This is a genomic window from Paracoccus onchidii (assembly GCF_028294535.1).
Taxonomy (GTDB): Bacteria; Pseudomonadota; Alphaproteobacteria; order Rhodobacterales; family Rhodobacteraceae; genus Paracoccus; species Paracoccus onchidii.
This window is the reverse complement of the sequence record NZ_JAQBIE010000007.1, coordinates 32,683-48,674: the sequence shown is the minus strand read 5'-3', so window position 1 is coordinate 48,674 and position 15,992 is coordinate 32,683. Positions and strand designations below refer to the sequence as shown.

Genomic DNA, 15,992 nt, shown 5'->3' with positions numbered 1-15,992 from the left:
AATAGGTGATTATTGCGGCACATTGCGTTGCGATTTCAGCAACGCAAGATCATGAAACGCCGCCATATGCCGCGCCAGGAACTCGGCTGTCACGCCCACCGATCCGGGCAATCGGCGCCGCGCACGCACGAAGAGATGCGCGCTGACATGTTGCAACGATTCCTCGTCCAGATCGACAATGACCACCTCGCCCCGCGCCGCCTGAATCGAGGCCGAAAAACGCGGCAGGAAGGTCGCGCCCATTCCCGCGCCGACATATCGCAGCAACGCCGCAATGGACGAGGTTTCGACCTGCGGCCGCAATGCCAGTCCGTGATCGCTGGCCGCACGCCCCACCAGATTGCGGATCGCATGACGGCCATCCAGCATGGCAACCGGATGCGCCAACACCCCGGCCAGGGAAATCCGGTCCCTGCCTGCCAAAGGCGAACCGACCGGCACCACCGCACAAAGCGGCTGGCGCATGATTGCCAGCGATCTGGTGGCCGAACTCGTCATCGGATCATAGGCAATCCCGATATCGGCCTCGCCCTCGATCACGCGCCGCTGGATTTCCTCGGTACCGGCCAGATCGGCGCGGAACTGCATTTGCGGATGGGCCTGCCCCAATGGCGCCAGCCCGTTTTGCATCAGATCCGCGGCAAATCCTTCGCCCAAGGCGACCCGAACGATCTGTCCGCCCGATTCCCTGAACCGGCCAAGCTGATCCAGAAGGAACGTCTGCTCGTCCTGCATATGAAGCGCGTGTTCACGCAACAAGCGCCCTGCCTCGGTCAACACGACACCTTGCGAGCTGCGCGTGACCAGCGTCACCCCCAGTTGCCGCTCGGCATCGGCCAGTTTGCGGCTGACTGCCGAGGGCGCAATGTTCAGCCGATCAGCCGCGCGCCGGATCGAACCTTCCTGTACGACGACCAGAAAGTCGCGCAGAACGCGCCCGTCCAGCCCCTGCATCAGCCGAGCGCCCGCTGCACCAGCCGCACCCAGAATTCCGCGCCAACAGGCAGAATCGCATCATTGAAATCGAAATGCGCGGAATGCAGCCCGGGGTTTTCGCCATCCCGCGCCGCACCCAGCCAGATATAGGCCCCCGGGGTTTCATTCAGCATGAAGGCAAAATCCTCCGAGGCCATGCTTGGCGGAAGGTCCGGAACATCCAGTCCCATGTCTCGCCCGACCTGACGCGCCAGACCGGCCTCGGCCGCGCTGTTGATCGTGGCTGGATAGCGACGTTGGTAATCAATGGTCGCACGACACCCCTGCGAGGCGGCAACGCCCCGTGCCAGATCGGTCAATCGGGTTTCCAGAATGTCACCTGCCGCGGCGCTGAACCAACGTGCGGTTCCGCGAATGGTGGCCTGATCGGGACAAACATTCCATGCCGACCCCGTATGGATCTGCGTAACGGACACAACACCCGGATCCAGTGGCGACAGCCGGCGCGCAGGCAATTCCTGGGCAGCCGCCGCAATACGCGCCGCCGCAGCGACAACCCCGTCGCTTTGTTCGGGCATGGCGGCATGACCGCCCTTGCCTTCGAGACCGATCTCGAAAACCGCAAAAGCGGCCATCATTTCGGCATCCCGCGCCGCCAACCGACCCGGCGCCAAACCCGGCCAGTTGTGGATACCGTAAACGGTATCGCACGGAAATTCGCGAAACAGGCCGTCCTCGATCATCACCCGCGCACCGCCGTCATTTTCCTCGGCAGGCTGAAAGATCAGCCGGACCGTGCCGTTTCGCACCCCTTCGGCAGCGATATGTCGTGCGGCCAGCAACAACATCGCGGTATGTCCGTCATGCCCACAGGCGTGCATCTTGCCTGCGTGAACCGAGGCATAGTCAAGGCCGGTCGCCTCTTCGATGGGCAAGGCATCGATATCCGCCCGCAGGCCGATGCTGGGTCCGCCCTGCCCCATCGTGGCCACCACGCCGGTGCCGCCCAATCCCCGATGCACCTGCCAGCCCCAGTCCGAAAGCAACCCCGCGATCATCGCCGAGGTCCGGGTTTCCTGAAAGCCCAGCTCGGGGTGGCGGTGCAAATCGCGGCGCCACTCGACGGCAAGGGCAATATGGTCGCTGTCAAACATGGTCATCCTTCCTGAAATATTGGCATAACACCACCGAGACGCGGGGTCCGGGTCAACACCAACCGGTTTTCGACGGCGTGAAACGTGAAACCTCCGGTCTCCAGAAACGGCCTGACCCGTCCCAGATCCCGGCAGGCGAAATCGATCGACAGGATCGCCGGCCCCCCACCGGCCCCAAGCTCTGGCGGAACGACCCCCAACAGCCGGACAGCCCCGGCGTAATCGGTCACGTGCCAGCAACCATTTCCTGTCGGGACGCGATACCCCCATGGCATCGGTTCTGCCAAGGTGCCATGCACGACCCGCAGCCAGTCGCACACCTCTGCAATCCGGTTCTGTGGCGCCATGATCGTGCCCGATGCAATTCGATAAACACCGTTGGGATGCTGCATCCAATCCACATGTTCGATCAGATCGCGGCGATGCTGCTGACAGGCGAACATCGCCAGACGATCCAGACCTTCGCGACGAAACACGGCCAGCGTCGTGGCGGTGCGATCCTTCTTGCCATCCCGCGTCAAGACATCGCGACCAAAGCGGATCAAGCCGTCGCAATGTCCGCCTCGGGATTGCACGTCATTGGCGTCCGATGCGGCATCATCGCTGTATAGCGCGGTCAGGGCGATCCCTTCGCGCTGCGCCAGATGTCCGGCCACGTGGCGACCGAAACGAAACTGGCCGGCACCATGGGCATCCAGCAAGCCGTCATCGCCAATACTGACCAGCTCCAGCAATTGCCGGCGAAAGACGGCAAGCGACGTCGATGTGCCCCAGGGGTGCTGTGATCGGGGGCGAAATGCGAAGCCCAGCGCCTCATAGTTGCGACGGGCCTGATCCATGTCGCGAACGGCAATCAGTGGATGATCGATACCCAGAACATTCGTCATGATCGATCCCGTCCGTGCCTCAGTCCTGTTCGCGCCGAGCCGCCAGATCGAACTGACGCTGCCTTTCGCGGAAACGTTCGCGGTCAGATTGATCGTATTCGTCCACGCAGTGATGACAGCAAACGCCTTCTTCGAATTCGGGGCGCTCACGGTCCTGATCCGCCAGCGGGCGGCGGCAGGCATGGCACATGCCATAGCTGCCCTGTTTCAACCCGTGACCCAGGCTGACACGCTGGTCAAAGACAAAACACTCGCCCTGCCATTTGCTGTCCTGTTCTGGCACATCTTCAAGATATTTGAGGATGCCGCCTTTCAGGTGAAACACCTCTTCGACCCCTTGCGACATCAGGAAATTGGTCGATTTCTCGCAACGGATCCCGCCGGTGCAGAACATCGCGATCTTCTTGTTGTGAAACCGATGGGCGTGTTGCGCCCACCACGCCGGAAAATCGCGAAAGGACCGGGTGCCGGGATCGATGGCACCTTCGAACGTGCCGATACCGACCTCATAATCATTGCGCGTATCGATAACCGCGACATCAGGCGCCGAGATCAGTTCATTCCAGTCAGACGGTTCGACATAACGCCCGACCGCGGCATTCGGATCGACATCGGGCTGACCCATCGTCACGATTTCGCGCTTGATGCGCACCTTCATACGCCCGAAAGGCATCGTCCCAGCGTTGCTTTCCTTCCACGCAAGATCGGCGCATCCCGGCAATGACCGGATATGGGCCAGAACGGCATCGATCCCCTGACGCGTGCCCGCGATGGTGCCGTTGATCCCCTCATGCGCCAATAGCAGCGTCCCTCGAACGCCCTGGGCACAGGCGATCTTCGCCAATGGCCCTTGCAGCGATTGCGGGTCCGGGAATCGGGTAAAGTGATAGAGTGCGGCAACTGTCAGCATGGGCGGGGCATATGCCAGCCACCCCCGGTTAGGCAAGGGCAACCCGCATCGCGAAGGCGTCATCATTGACGCGGCGCGGCCTGCTTCTTACCGATGGAACAGCAACCAAACGGAGCGGAACATGGCCAAGGCACTGATCGTCATCGACATGCAGAATGATTTTTGCCCCAAGGGCGCGCTGGCCGTCGCCGGAGGGGACCAGATCGTCCATCCGATCAACGCATTGATGCCGGATTATGAGGCCGTCATTCTGACCCAGGACTGGCACCCGGCGGAACATAGCAGCTTTGCCGACAACCATCCCGGCACCAATCCGTTTTCGACCATCGACATGCCATATGGCCCACAGATCTTGTGGCCGCGCCACTGTGTGATCGGTTCGGACGGCGCGCGGTTCCACCCCGATCTGGACCTGTCGCGGGCCGATCTGGTGCTGCGCAAGGGGTTTCGCCCGCAGATCGACAGCTACTCTGCATTCTTTGAAAACGATCACGCTACCCCGACGGGACTGGCGGGGTATTTGCGCGAACGGGGGCTGACGGAGCTGTGCTTTGTCGGGCTGGCCCATGACTTTTGCGTCAGTTGGAGCGCGATAGACGCCGCCAAACTGGGGTTTTCGGCATCGGTCCACGAGGCGGCAACCCGCGCGATAGATCTGGACGGCAGCCGCGAGGCGGCAAGGCGCGCCATGCAAGACGCCGGCGTCGCCCTGATCTGAACCTTTTTTCCCAATTTTGTCGCACGGGCTTGCACGCAGATGTGATTTCGGGGCACCAAAAGAAGCTGTCTTCAGGAGGTCGCGACATGGTCGACATTGCCACGCGCGTTTACAATCACAAGTGGAAGATCGATCCGATCGTGCGATCCCTGATCGACACCGACTTCTACAAGCTGCTGATGTGCCAGTCGGTTTTTCGCAATCGGCGCGACACGAATGTCACCTTCAGCCTGATCAATCGCACCAAGAGCATCCGCCTTGCCGAGTTGATCGATGAAGGCGAACTGCGTGAACAACTGGACCATGTGCGCAACCTGTCACTGACCCGCGGGGAAAGCACCTGGCTGCGCGGCAACATGTTCTATGGCAAACGCCAGATGTTCCGCCATGATTTCATGGAATTCCTGGAAGGCCTGCGGCTGCCTGACTATCACCTTGAAAAGCGTGATGGACAATATGAGCTGACATTTGAGGGTAAATGGCCCGAGGTCATGCTGTGGGAGGTTCCGGCCCTGGCCGTTCTGATGGAACTGCGCTCGCGCGCCGTGCTGAAAGATATGGGACGGTTCGAACTTCAGGTTCTGTATGCGCAGGCAATGTCGCGCCTGTGGGACAAGATTCAGACCCTGCGCAAACTGCCCGATCTGCGGATCGCCGATTTCGGCACGCGGCGTCGGCACAGCTTTCTCTGGCAGGATTGGGCGGTCCAGGCCATGATGGAAGGATTGGGATCGCGCTTTACCGGCACTTCGAACTGCCTTGTCGCCATGCGGCGCGACATCGAGGCGATCGGCACCAATGCCCATGAACTGCCCATGGTCTATGCCGCGCTGGCCCCTGATGACGCCGCCTTGCTACAGGCCCCCTATGATGTCCTGGCCGATTGGCATGAAGAACACGAAGGCAATCTGCGCATCATCCTGCCCGACACCTACGGCACCAAGGGCTTCCTGCAACGTGCCCCGGATTGGCTGGCGGGCTGGACCGGCATTCGCATCGACAGCGGCGACCCCGCCGAAGGGGCGGAAACCGCGATCCAGTGGTGGAAAGATCGTGGCGAGGATCCGCGCAACAAGTTGGTCATCTTTTCCGACGGGCTGGATGTGGACAAGATCGCCGAGCTGCATCAGGCATTTCATGACAGGGTCAAGGTCAGCTTTGGCTGGGGCACATTGCTGACGAACGATTTTCGCGGCCTCGTGCCCGACAACGGCCTGGCGCCGTTCAGCCTTGTCTGCAAGGCGGTCGCCGCGAATGGCAAGCCGACCGTGAAACTGTCAGACAATCCGGCCAAGGCCACCGGCCCTCAGGAAGAAATCGAACGTTACCGGCGTGTTTTCGCGGTGCAGAACCAGACCACGCGTCCGGTCGTCGTCTGAGCTTAATCCAACCCGGAGAAGGCCAGAAAAACGAGACATAGCCCCGCCCCCAACAGGGCGGTCAGCGGCACGGTAATCACCCAGGCAACCGAGATCGTGGCGACATGGCTGCGCCGGATCAGCAATCGCCTGCGGGTTTCCTCGGCCGGCAAGGGGGCGCGGCGCTTGTTCTTGCGTCGGTCCATCCATTCCCGCGCGAACCCGACCCCGAAAATACCGCCAACCGCGACATGGGTGGTGGAAACCGGCAGCCCCAGCGAGGATGATGTCAGAACGACCAGCGCCGTCGCCAGCGACACGCAAAACGCCCGGCCTGCATTCAGCCGGGTAATGCCACTACCAACCATCACGACCAACCGGCGCCCGAACAGCAGCGTGCCAAGGGCAATCGCGGCACCGGCCGCCGCCAGAACGAACAGTGGCACCGTACCAGTCTGCGCCAATGCCGGCCCCGACAGCATCACTGTCAATGGACCGGCGATATTGCCGACATCATTCGCCCCATGCGCAAAACCCATCATGATGACCGCAACCAACAGGGCCGGACGGAAAATGCGCTTGACGCTGGCCTTGCCACCCGACGCGGCCAGCTCGGCTTCCAGAAACCGGCGCATGACCACGAAACCCAGAAGGGTCGAGCCGATCCCGACCGGCAAGGCCAACCGCCCCCCGATCCGTTGCTCGACCAGAATGGCGACATAGGTTGCGAACAACCCGCACATCGCCGCCCCGACCAGCGGTATATAGAAACGCGCAGCCTCTTGACGATCCTTGGCGTCGATGATCCGGCTTCGCAGGTAAACCAGCAGGGCCCCCGCGACCGTCGCCGAAATCAGGGGGGCCACGATCCAGACCGAGGCAATCAACCCCAGTGCTTGCCAGTCTACGGAATACAACCCGAATGCCGTCACCCCCGCCCCGGCGATTCCGCCGACCATGGAATGCGAGGTACTGACCGGCAGACCGATCCCTGTTGCGGCCGTGATCCAGATCGCCGTGGCGATCAGCGCCGACAGCATCGCGATCGGCGCTGCTGGACCGGTGGTCAGTCCTTCGAAATCGAACAACCCACTGGCCAGCCGGGTCGTCACCGCACCGCCGGCCAGACTGGCGCCGCCGATCTCGGCGATGGCCACCATGATCAAACCCGGCAACAAGCCAATCGCCCCGGCCCCCACCGCAGGCCCCAAAGAGTTCGCGACATCATTCGATCCGATGGCCAGCCCAAGCCAACCGGCAACAATCAGCCCCGCCCCAAGTCCGATCGTGGATGCATGCGTCCCCGCGATACCCACCGACAGAAAAATGCCGAGCACCAGCGCCAGGCTGCCAAGCCCCAACCACCATACCGGGCGGAACGCATATCTCTGCGCCGCCTCAGCATGCGTGATCCGCCCAAGGTCCTTGTCCAGCGTGTGATAGCTACGCAATCCTTTGGTCATCCTGCTTGATGGCGTCAAACAACACCGGCATCAATCGCCTTTCGTGCGATTGTCGCCGCAGGGGACCGATGCCCCTGCCCCGTTAGGCAGATCTGCCAGATTTCGCAAGATGTCACGCAGCCCTTCCTCGTCGACCAGTTCGGCGGCCTGAAGGGGCTGAAACCATTCGCGTGTTCTTTCCTGCACCTCGGGATAGCTATCGGCGACCTTCTCGACCTCCAACAGGAACACACGCACCTCGACGGGAAAGGCAAAGCCGCTATCCTGATCCTTGTCATAGCGGTACCGGCCAAGTTCCACATTCCCGATATGGCCCTTGATCCCGGCCTCTTCCCAGGCTTCCTGCGCGGCGGCGCCATGAAGCGTGCGCCCTTCCATGGGCCAGCCCTTGGGCACGACCCAGCGTCCGGTGCCCCTGCTGCTGATCAACAGAACCTTTCCGGTTTTCCCGTCCAGACACACGGCCGCGACCTGCATTGCAGGCGGCCGCTTTCCCAACAACATCCGAAGAGAAGTGCGAATCGCATTCATTCTTCGTTACTTACCCTCCCACGCAGGGCCTTGACCTGCCCTCGAACCGTCTTGGCCTTGAGGCGCCTTTTCTGGCTGCCCAATGTCGGCCTTGTCGCCTTTCTTTTCTTTGGCGCCACCGCTGCACGGCGAATCAGATCAGCCAGCCGTTCACGCGCCATCTCTCGATTGCGCGCCTGGCTGCGCGTTTCCTGACTCAGGATCAGAACCGCATCATCAGCCGTCCACCTCCGCCCGGCCAACTTGCGCAGCCGCGCCTTGACCGGATCGGGCAAATGGGGCGACCGACCGGCCTCGAATCGCAATTCGACAGCCGTTTCGACCTTGTTCACATTTTGCCCTCCCGGGCCTTGTGAACGAGTGAAATGCTCGGAAAGTTCCCACTCTTCGATTTTGATATGATCATTAATGTGTAACATAGGCGCTAAAATCCGAGCGTAGTTACACGAATGTTCAGGGTCAACAAACCCAGCCGTAGTAAATTTTTGCTACAGTTCGGTAACGCAATGCGCCTGGATAATCCGGGCCGAGGTCGTCTCGGGCCAATGGGCGAATGGCAGGACCGCGCCGTCGCGGCGGCTTTGCGCAACGCGGGCTATGTCGACCTCGGCCATCACCCAGCCCGGCTGATCCATGTCCCCTTGCGCCACGATGCCATCCTCGGGCCAGAAACCGTCGGGCGGGCCATAGATCGCCGCCCGGCCATGGTTTTCATCAATGGCCGGATTCCATGCGCAATCACCAACGGTCGGCGCCTGCACGACGAGACATTGCCCTTCCAGCGCCCTTGCCATCGCCCCGATGCGAACACGATGAAATCCCGCAACCGTATCCGTGCAGCTGGGCACCAGCAGGATTTCCACGCCCGCCTCGGCCAGAACCCGACCAAGCAGGGGAAATTCGCTGTCATAGCAGATCAGGATACCGACCCGTCCGACCGGTGTGTCAATAAGACGCAGCCCTTCGCCCCCAATGACATCCCAATCTTCGCGCTCGAAACGGGTCATGACGTGTTTGTCCTGAACCCCCAGCAATTGCCCCGATGCATATAGCGCAGCGCGGTTCACCGGGCGTTCAGCCGCAAAATGCGGCCCCGATGCCGCAAGGATGACGCAATCATGTTCCCGCGACAGGTCGCAATGCAGCTGCGCAACCCGATCGGCATGCCGTGCGACTTCGGACAGGCTCAGTTGCAAATCTCCGGCGACGTCCCGGCCGCCAAGCGATGCAAGCTCCATCGCGCCATATTCGGGAAAGACCATCAGATCTGCCCCGTCCGCCGCGGCGACCCAATGCCGGATCTTGGCCTCGTATTGCGAGAAATCGTCAAACCAGTCAAAGGGATAGGCGGCTGCCGCAATCTTCATAGCTCTCGGATCCAGAATTGCAGATGCTTTTCGGTTTCTTCGGGCTGACCGACATCTTTCCAGGCGAAACCGGCTTGCACCCCCGGCAAAGGCGCATAACCACGTTTACGCCAGAAACCGTCCAGCGGCCGATAATCCGATGGCCTGGCGGGATGATCGTCCGGGCGGATCACGCTGCAAAAAGCGCAAAACCGCATACCCAGCCCACGCGCATGTTCTTCACGCGCATCAAAGAACGCATGCCCGACGCCAGCCCCTCGATATTGTGGCAACAGGATCGATTCCGCGCAGTAGAAGATGCTGGACAGCGGCTCGGGTCGGCTGGCAAATGCCTCGGCGAAATCAGCGGCATGATCCGCCATCGGCGCACCGGTCGCAGCCCCCACGATCCGGTCCCCGTCGCAGGCCGCCACCACAACCGCACCCGGTGACTGATAGGCCCTTAGATAGTCACGCTCATATTCGGCGTCACCATCATAAAGGTAGGGCCAGTCGCGAAACACCGCAATCCGCAGCCGCGCCACGTCATCCATTGCAGCGGCCAGTTCCGGGCCTGTCAGAACCTTGGTGTGAACCGTCATCCCGTGACCTGCGCCATCCAGTCGGAAAGATTGTAATAGGTCGTGACACGCGCGATCTTGCCGTCACGTATCGAAAAGAACGATCCGGCAGGCAGACGATAGGTCTGGCCCTGTGCCGCAGGCAAACCTTCATCCGTTTCAAGATAGGTACCGTTCACCACGAATTCGGCAGCCGCGCGATCGCCACCATCATTGACGAAGATCACCATATCGGTCAGCTCTTCGCGATAGCAGCGCGTCATATGCGCATTAAAGCTGGCGAACAGGTCTTTGCCCTTGCGAATCTGCCCCTCGTTCACATGATGCTCGATATCATCATGCAGCAAGTCCAGCATGTCATCGGTATCGCCGGCGTTGAATGCCTTGAAATAGGTGTTGATCAGCTGCGCGGTGTCCATGCCTGCCCCCTTGTGTTCAACCGTGCTCTAGCGCGTAAAATCCTTTGCGTCACCTCAGCCGTAAGGACCAGTGCAAGCTTGAATTCTGACACCAAACTGCTAGCGGTTCTTCATCAGTTGCGTAGAGAGGTTTTGTGGCCATGACAAACGTGAACAGCCTTGGCCGGCGTGAGATCACCTGTTTCAAGGCGTATGATGTCAGAGGAGAGCTGGGCAAGAACCTGGATCCCGATGTGGCCTACCGGATCGGACGAGCCTTTGCCCAGGCCCGCAATGCAAAGCGCGTTGTGGTCGGCCGCGACAGCCGCGAATCATCACCGGAACTTGCCACGGCACTGATCAACGGGCTGACCGATGCTGGTGCGGATGTCCTGGACCTTGGCCTTGCCGGCACCGAAGAGGTCTATTTCCACACCGGATTTCAGGACACCGATGGCGGTATCGAAGTGACCGCCTCGCACAATCCGATCAATTACAACGGCATGAAGATTGTCGGACAGGGTTCGGCACCCCTGGACCCGGCAAGTGAATTGCCGCCCATTGTCGAACTGGCCACATCGGGCGAGTTCACCCCGGCCCAGAAAGGGCGCGTCACCGATTTCAGCCATGCCCGCGCGGATTATGCCAGGGCCATGGTCGATTTCGTCGATGTCGCCGCGCTCAAGCCGATGAAAATCCTGGTCAATGCCGGGAACGGAACCGCCGGACCAACCTTTGACGCCATCGCCGAGGAATTGCAGCGCCGCGGCGCGCCACTGACATTCGTGCGCATGCATCACAATGTCGATTCCAGCTTTCCCAACGGCATCCCCAACCCATTGCTGCCAGAGAACCAGCCCCCCACGGTGGACATGGTCAAGGCAGAGAATGCCGATCTGGGCGTCGCCTGGGATGGTGATTTCGACCGCTGCTTCTTTTTCGACGAAGATGGCCGCTTCATTCCGGGCGAATATATCGTCGGATTGCTGGGGGCCGCATTCCTGGAAAAATCACCGGGCGAAAAAATCGTGCACGATCCCCGCGTCGTGATGAACACACGTGCAATGATCGAAAGCTCGGGCGGGGAAGCCGTCGTCAGCAAGACCGGCCACGCCTTCATCAAACGCAAGATGCGCGATGTCGGCGCGATCTATGGCGGCGAAATGTCGGCGCATCATTATTTCCGCGATTTCTATTACTGCGACAGCGGCATGGTGCCTTGGCTGCTGATGGTGGAACTGCTATCTCGCAAGGGCAAGACATTGGCCGAATTGCTGTCCGAACGCATGCGGCTTTATCCGTCATCGGGCGAAACCAATTACCAGATCGCCGACCCGGATGCCGCGATCGCGCGCCTTATCGCCGCCTATGAAGGGCAGGCAAGCGGTCGCGACGATCTTGACGGCGTCTCGCTAAGCTTTGGCAATTGGCGGTTCAACCTGCGCAAATCCAACACGGAACCGGTGGTGCGCCTGAACCTGGAAGCCGAGGGCGATGCCGATCTGGTTGCGCGCAAACAGGCCGAACTGGCCGCGTTGCTGGGCGCATGACCTTCGCGCCCGCAACCCGGGATCAGGCTGCGGGCGAAATCCCTTCGGGAAAGCCAAAGGCAATATAGTCGCGCAGATATGCCGCCCGCGCCGCAGCGGCCAGTTTCTTGTCCGCCAGGAACTCTGGGCCGGTTTCTTGTGACAATCGGTCCAGGCGCGGCTCGTCAATCCCGGCCTGATGGCACAAAAATTCGAGATCCGTCCTGATCCGCGTTTCCCGGATCAGGATGTCAGGCTGCGAAAACCGCGCGAAACCCGCAACCACCTGTGATTGCGTTGCCCAGTTGGGATGCGTTGGCAGCGTGGTCTGACCGTTCAGATTGCGCCTCAAGAACCCGAGAAAATCACCAAACAGCGATTCTGCATCACTTTCGGTCAGGTCGGACAGCGCCTCATCGGCAGGCAAAGGCACACGATGCACATCACGCATCAGCTGGCGCAACTCGGGTTTGGCGTTCATCATCAGGTGCAAAAAGCCATCCCAAGCGCGCAACAGGGGATGGCGCAGCACGCAGAAGCTGCGATGTTCCGGGTGGGCGCGTTTCCATTGCCGCAGGCTGTTCTGGGTATACTGACCGCCGACACCACCCAATGCCGTCAGCCATCCCTGCACCATTTCCGACGGGCCGCCCTGAACCGGCATGAAAACCAACCCTCGCCCGGCCTCGGTGGTCATGAAACTTGGCACTGACGGACCACGCCGGGGCTCGAAATTGGGAACCTTGCGCAACGCAAACGGATCGAGCCGGTGCAGATCTGCCTGCATCTCGTCGAAATTCGTGACCTTTTCGGCCAGTTCGCGCGGGTTCTGGGGCACCTGATCATTGGCGGGCTGGACCTGTTCAATATCAGTTCGCCCCATCCAGTGCAGCAGCCCCGTCATGACGGCACTATCGCGCAGATCTTCATATCCCAGCCAGAACGCCGTCTGGCCGCTGGCTTGTAAACGGCCAAGAATGGACAGCTGGAACGCCTCGATCTCGTCCAGGCTCTGGCGGAACTCGGCCGGGTCATACGTCGTGGCGGCGGGAATTGCCGTCTCGGTTTCGTTCAGCTTCCACTGGTTGGTTTCCCGTGCAAGCCGCGTCGAGATATAGCTTTCCAGAGGATTGCGCGTCAGCACGATCTTGGCACAGTCACGATTGTCGATGATCGCATCCAGAACGCGCGGATCGTGATCGTGAAAATAGCGGAACCCCGGCAGATGCCCGGGTTTGTCAAACAGCTTGTTCAACAGACGGTGGGGATCTTCTTCGCGTTCGGCCCGCGTGATGCCCTGCAATTCGTCCTTGTCCGGCCACCCCATCATGAACGGGTTGAAGGCTTCGCCGAAACAGGTGACCTTCCGCAGACCGTTCAGGGTCGCCTCAAGCAGGTTGGAACCGGTCCGCATCTCGGCGAAGATCACGAAGCTGCGAAATTTCTGTGTCATTCTGCTGCGGTCCTCTGCGTGTCCGAGGGGGGCGACAACAACAGGTCATCGCCGGTCAGGCGCGGCACCAACCCCGAATTCTGCAAACGCTGCAACAGATCGGCCAGGCCGGACATGTCGCGCATTTGCGGCAGACCGGTCAGGGCTGGGGCGCGTGGTTCAAGCTGTTGCACAGCTTCGTTCAGGATAGCCTGCGGACGGGCCAGGAAATCCGACAATTCATGCAGCTGGACCCGCGCCTTGACCCAGACCGAATTCAGCACCTCGATCTGTTCCAGTTCTGCGCGCTGCAGCCAGACGGCCGCACGGCGCACATCGTCAAACGGCATCTCCGAATGCAGCAATGGCAGCATCCAGGCGCCGGTCACGACGAACAGATGCGCATTAGGGTCCGTGGCCATGAACCAGTTCAGAACCTGATTATCGCGCGGGCTGAACTGAAACACCTGCATGCGCGGGGAAATACGGATCAGCGAGGTCAGAAAACCCTGTGCATCGCGATCGCGCAGGGCAACGCCATCGGGAATTGCCCCCGGGCCGATCTTGGGCCTGCCCGCGAACTCGGCGCGTTCAGGCCCCAGCAGATGACCATGCACATCAGCCGACAAATGCTGGCCCAGCCATGTTTCAAATTCTGGAAAAATGTCGCTGAACCCCTGAAACAGCGCATAGGGGCCAGAGGTCTTGCCGTTCTCGGAATCCTTGCGCGGATACCTGCTTTGCATATACAGCCCCGGCCGCCCCCTTGTTCGGCGGCTGACAGTCTTGTTGATGGCGCGCAGGATACGCGCCGGTCGTGGCGCCGACAGATCCAGCGCTTCTGTCGGCGTCACCGGGAAATGACCCAGAAGCCCCGTTGCCCCCGGCCACACCTTACGGGCCACAAAGCAACGCGATTCCTGCAACATCCGCGTGTGATCGTCATACAGTTGAAAGGGTCGCCCCTTGTGATCGAATTTCGCAAGCGTCAGCGATCTGCTGTCGATCCGTGCGGAATGTCGCCGTGCCAGCGTTTGAAAATAGCTCTCATCCGGTATCCAGGTCAGCCTGAAATAGCGGTCGAATTCCTGCCGCCGCGGATCGTTCAGAATGGCACGCAAGGTTTCGGCGGTCAGGCACCACCATTGCGACCCCAAATGCGGAGCGATCCCCTTGGGCAATTTCCTTCGCAGGCCGCGACGGCGCTGAAATTCGACGCAGCGGTCGAACAACCAGCGTTGCTTGCGCCAGTCAAAGGGAAACCACAACGAGAACCGTTCATCGTTCAGCCCCCCGACGGTCCAGCCAACCTCGTAGGCGCTGACGCTTTCGATATGGTCACGGTCTGGCGCAAGACCAAGAAATCCGGTCAGTTCCTGCACCGGGCGCAGCGGCAGGCACGACCCCGAGGCAAGATAGACATGCGTCAGGTCGGGAAACCGGTGCAACAACGTTTCGGCCGCATCCTGAGTGGCCCTGACCAGGCTAAAACGCCCCCAGTCGCAACGATGCCGGGCCGTGAACACCACGTTCTCCAGATCGCAAAGCGCGGCCTGCATCGTGGCGAAGTCATCGGCACCGGCCTTGGCATCGACATGGATCGCAACCCGTGCACCACCCTCGGCCCAGATCCGCGCCATCCTTGCGGCCATGTCCAGGTCGGCATGGCACAACAGAACGACCCCCAGCATGATATTGCCGCTCATGCCCAATTTCCCCGCGAAATCAGGCCAATATCTTCCAGTTGCCGCCAATCCTGATACGCGCGCGATTCACGGCACCAAAGCGTGCTGCCGCTTTGCAGACCCGCGCTATAGGCCCGATATTCCTGGCTATTGGCGTAATGCTGCCGTCGATCCAGCTCTTCGGTCGATTTCTCGGCGAATGTGGACAGGAACTTGGCATGGAGCAAACAGCCCGAGGCCATTTCGCCGCCATCCTCGTCATAAACCTGATTGAGCGACATCGGCAGCAACATATGAGTCGAACTGACATAGGCATAGCGCCAATGCCATTTGACCAGTGGAATCTTGTTCAGCGCGGGACCGCGCAACGGATCATGCGAAAAGAACGCCCGCGTGCGAGGCCCGCCCTGAATCCAGAGATTCCCATAGTAGTGGTTCTTGGAAATCGCGTAATTCGCCGGATCGAACCAGCACGCGATGCTCAATGGATCCTGCCCCTCCTGGTAGATCTGTTCATCCAATGCGCCGCGCGGATACATATCCAACAACATCGCGGAAAAGGACCGCCGCCCGGAATTGTCCAGCCAGTTGGTCAGGGCCGGCAATGAACGGCTGTCGCAATGGGGATAAACAAGAAACTCGTCCGGATCGACGGTCAGGCACCAGTGATTTCGGCCATAGCGCATCAACAGCCAGTTGATCCAGTCCATCCCGAATCGCGCTTTCTTGTAGCTGGCCCTGGTCGTCCAGCATGATACGTCCCGCTGCTGGCGCAGAAAATCCGCGCTGCCATCATTGCTGTCATTGTCAACAAACAAGAAATGCGACACTCCGAGATCACGATAGTAATCAAGGAAATACGGCAGTCGGATACGTTCGTTTCTTTGCGTGACAAAGGCCAGAATATCGCCCGATCTGATATCGCCAGTCCGGTTCGAAACCTCGCGCAGGACACCGCGCCGCCTGATGGCGCGGCCAATCAGCCATTGGCGTTGCGCACGGCGGCGAAATCGATCGGGCAGAGCAGGTTTCATAGGACGCCTGATCACTTCAAACTTGTCACT

Annotated in this window: 16 protein-coding genes; 3 read left to right on the top strand and 13 right to left on the bottom strand. The window is 60.5% G+C overall.

Going from position 1 to position 15,992, the window contains the following annotated elements; genetic code table 11:
- Positions 1-9: 9 nt before the first annotated feature.
- The 4 genes from PAF17_RS06320 to trhO are packed head-to-tail and all read right to left on the bottom strand — an operon-like array spanning position 10 to position 3,887.
- Positions 10-954: a LysR family transcriptional regulator gene (locus tag PAF17_RS06320; protein WP_271888247.1), complete on the bottom strand. Its 945-nt coding sequence runs from the start codon at positions 952-954 to the stop codon at positions 10-12.
- Positions 954-2,090 carry a M20 aminoacylase family protein gene (locus tag PAF17_RS06315; RefSeq protein WP_271888246.1) on the bottom strand — a complete coding sequence of 379 codons (1,137 nt, stop codon included), beginning with the start codon at positions 2,088-2,090 and terminating at the stop codon, positions 954-956. The genes PAF17_RS06320 and PAF17_RS06315 overlap by 1 nt, the downstream gene beginning before the upstream one ends.
- Before the next feature lie 2 nt (positions 2,091-2,092).
- Positions 2,093-2,977 carry a VOC family protein gene (locus PAF17_RS06310; RefSeq protein WP_271888245.1) on the bottom strand — a complete coding sequence of 295 codons (885 nt, stop codon included), beginning with the start codon at positions 2,975-2,977 and terminating at the stop codon, positions 2,093-2,095.
- A gap of 19 nt (positions 2,978-2,996) precedes the next feature.
- Positions 2,997-3,887: an oxygen-dependent tRNA uridine(34) hydroxylase TrhO gene (gene trhO / locus PAF17_RS06305; RefSeq protein ID WP_271888244.1), complete on the bottom strand. Its 891-nt coding sequence runs from the start codon at positions 3,885-3,887 to the stop codon at positions 2,997-2,999.
- Between the two features lie 121 nt (positions 3,888-4,008).
- On the opposite strand from trhO, the gene pncA reads away from it, so the two are divergent.
- Together pncA and pncB are read left to right on the top strand one after the other, a co-directional pair.
- A complete protein-coding gene (pncA, locus tag PAF17_RS06300) occupies positions 4,009-4,605 on the top strand; it encodes a bifunctional nicotinamidase/pyrazinamidase (RefSeq protein WP_271888243.1) in 597 nt (198 codons plus the stop codon).
- 86 nt (positions 4,606-4,691) lie between these two features.
- Positions 4,692-5,984: a nicotinate phosphoribosyltransferase gene (pncB, locus tag PAF17_RS06295; RefSeq protein ID WP_271888242.1), complete on the top strand. Its 1,293-nt coding sequence runs from the start codon at positions 4,692-4,694 to the stop codon at positions 5,982-5,984.
- 2 nt (positions 5,985-5,986) lie between these two features.
- On the opposite strand, the gene PAF17_RS06290 is transcribed toward pncB, so the two are convergent.
- From PAF17_RS06290 to PAF17_RS06265, 6 genes are all read right to left on the bottom strand, one after another.
- Positions 5,987-7,426 (bottom strand): inorganic phosphate transporter, encoded by a 1,440-nt coding sequence (locus PAF17_RS06290; protein ID WP_271888241.1) that lies wholly within the window; start codon positions 7,424-7,426, stop codon positions 5,987-5,989.
- A gap of 30 nt (positions 7,427-7,456) precedes the next feature.
- Positions 7,457-7,903 (bottom strand): NUDIX hydrolase, encoded by a 447-nt coding sequence (locus PAF17_RS06285; protein ID WP_271888240.1) that lies wholly within the window; start codon positions 7,901-7,903, stop codon positions 7,457-7,459.
- Positions 7,904-7,953: 50 nt separating this feature from the next.
- A complete protein-coding gene (gene arfB, locus PAF17_RS06280) occupies positions 7,954-8,376 on the bottom strand; it encodes an alternative ribosome rescue aminoacyl-tRNA hydrolase ArfB (RefSeq protein WP_271888239.1) in 423 nt (140 codons plus the stop codon).
- A gap of 69 nt (positions 8,377-8,445) precedes the next feature.
- A complete protein-coding gene (locus tag PAF17_RS06275; protein WP_271888238.1) occupies positions 8,446-9,324 on the bottom strand; it encodes a carbon-nitrogen hydrolase family protein in 879 nt (292 codons plus the stop codon).
- Positions 9,321-9,905, bottom strand: coding sequence for a GNAT family N-acetyltransferase (locus tag PAF17_RS06270; protein WP_271888237.1), 585 nt, complete (start codon positions 9,903-9,905; stop codon positions 9,321-9,323). Before PAF17_RS06270 ends, PAF17_RS06275 begins: the two co-directional genes overlap by 4 nt.
- Positions 9,902-10,303: a ketosteroid isomerase-related protein gene (locus PAF17_RS06265; RefSeq protein WP_271888236.1), complete on the bottom strand. Its 402-nt coding sequence runs from the start codon at positions 10,301-10,303 to the stop codon at positions 9,902-9,904. The genes PAF17_RS06270 and PAF17_RS06265 overlap by 4 nt, the downstream gene beginning before the upstream one ends.
- A gap of 140 nt (positions 10,304-10,443) precedes the next feature.
- On the opposite strand from PAF17_RS06265, the gene PAF17_RS06260 reads away from it, so the two are divergent.
- Positions 10,444-11,832 carry a phosphohexomutase domain-containing protein gene (locus tag PAF17_RS06260; RefSeq protein ID WP_408636384.1) on the top strand — a complete coding sequence of 463 codons (1,389 nt, stop codon included), beginning with the start codon at positions 10,444-10,446 and terminating at the stop codon, positions 11,830-11,832.
- Positions 11,833-11,854: 22 nt separating this feature from the next.
- Here PAF17_RS06260 and PAF17_RS06255 read toward each other — a convergent pair whose 3' ends face one another.
- From PAF17_RS06255 to PAF17_RS06245, 3 genes are read right to left on the bottom strand one after another with little or no spacing between them, the layout of a single operon-like run.
- Complete coding sequence (locus tag PAF17_RS06255; RefSeq protein WP_271888235.1) at positions 11,855-13,264, bottom strand: hypothetical protein; 1,410 nt, start codon at positions 13,262-13,264, stop codon at positions 11,855-11,857.
- Positions 13,261-14,949, bottom strand: a complete 1,689-nt coding sequence (locus PAF17_RS06250; RefSeq protein WP_271888234.1) for a DUF5927 domain-containing protein — start codon at positions 14,947-14,949, stop codon at positions 13,261-13,263. Before PAF17_RS06250 ends, PAF17_RS06255 begins: the two co-directional genes overlap by 4 nt.
- On the bottom strand, positions 14,946-15,962 hold the full coding sequence (locus PAF17_RS06245) for a glycosyltransferase family 2 protein (protein ID WP_271888233.1): 1,017 nt from the start codon (positions 15,960-15,962) through the stop codon (positions 14,946-14,948). The genes PAF17_RS06250 and PAF17_RS06245 overlap by 4 nt, the downstream gene beginning before the upstream one ends.
- Positions 15,963-15,992 lie beyond the last annotated feature (30 nt).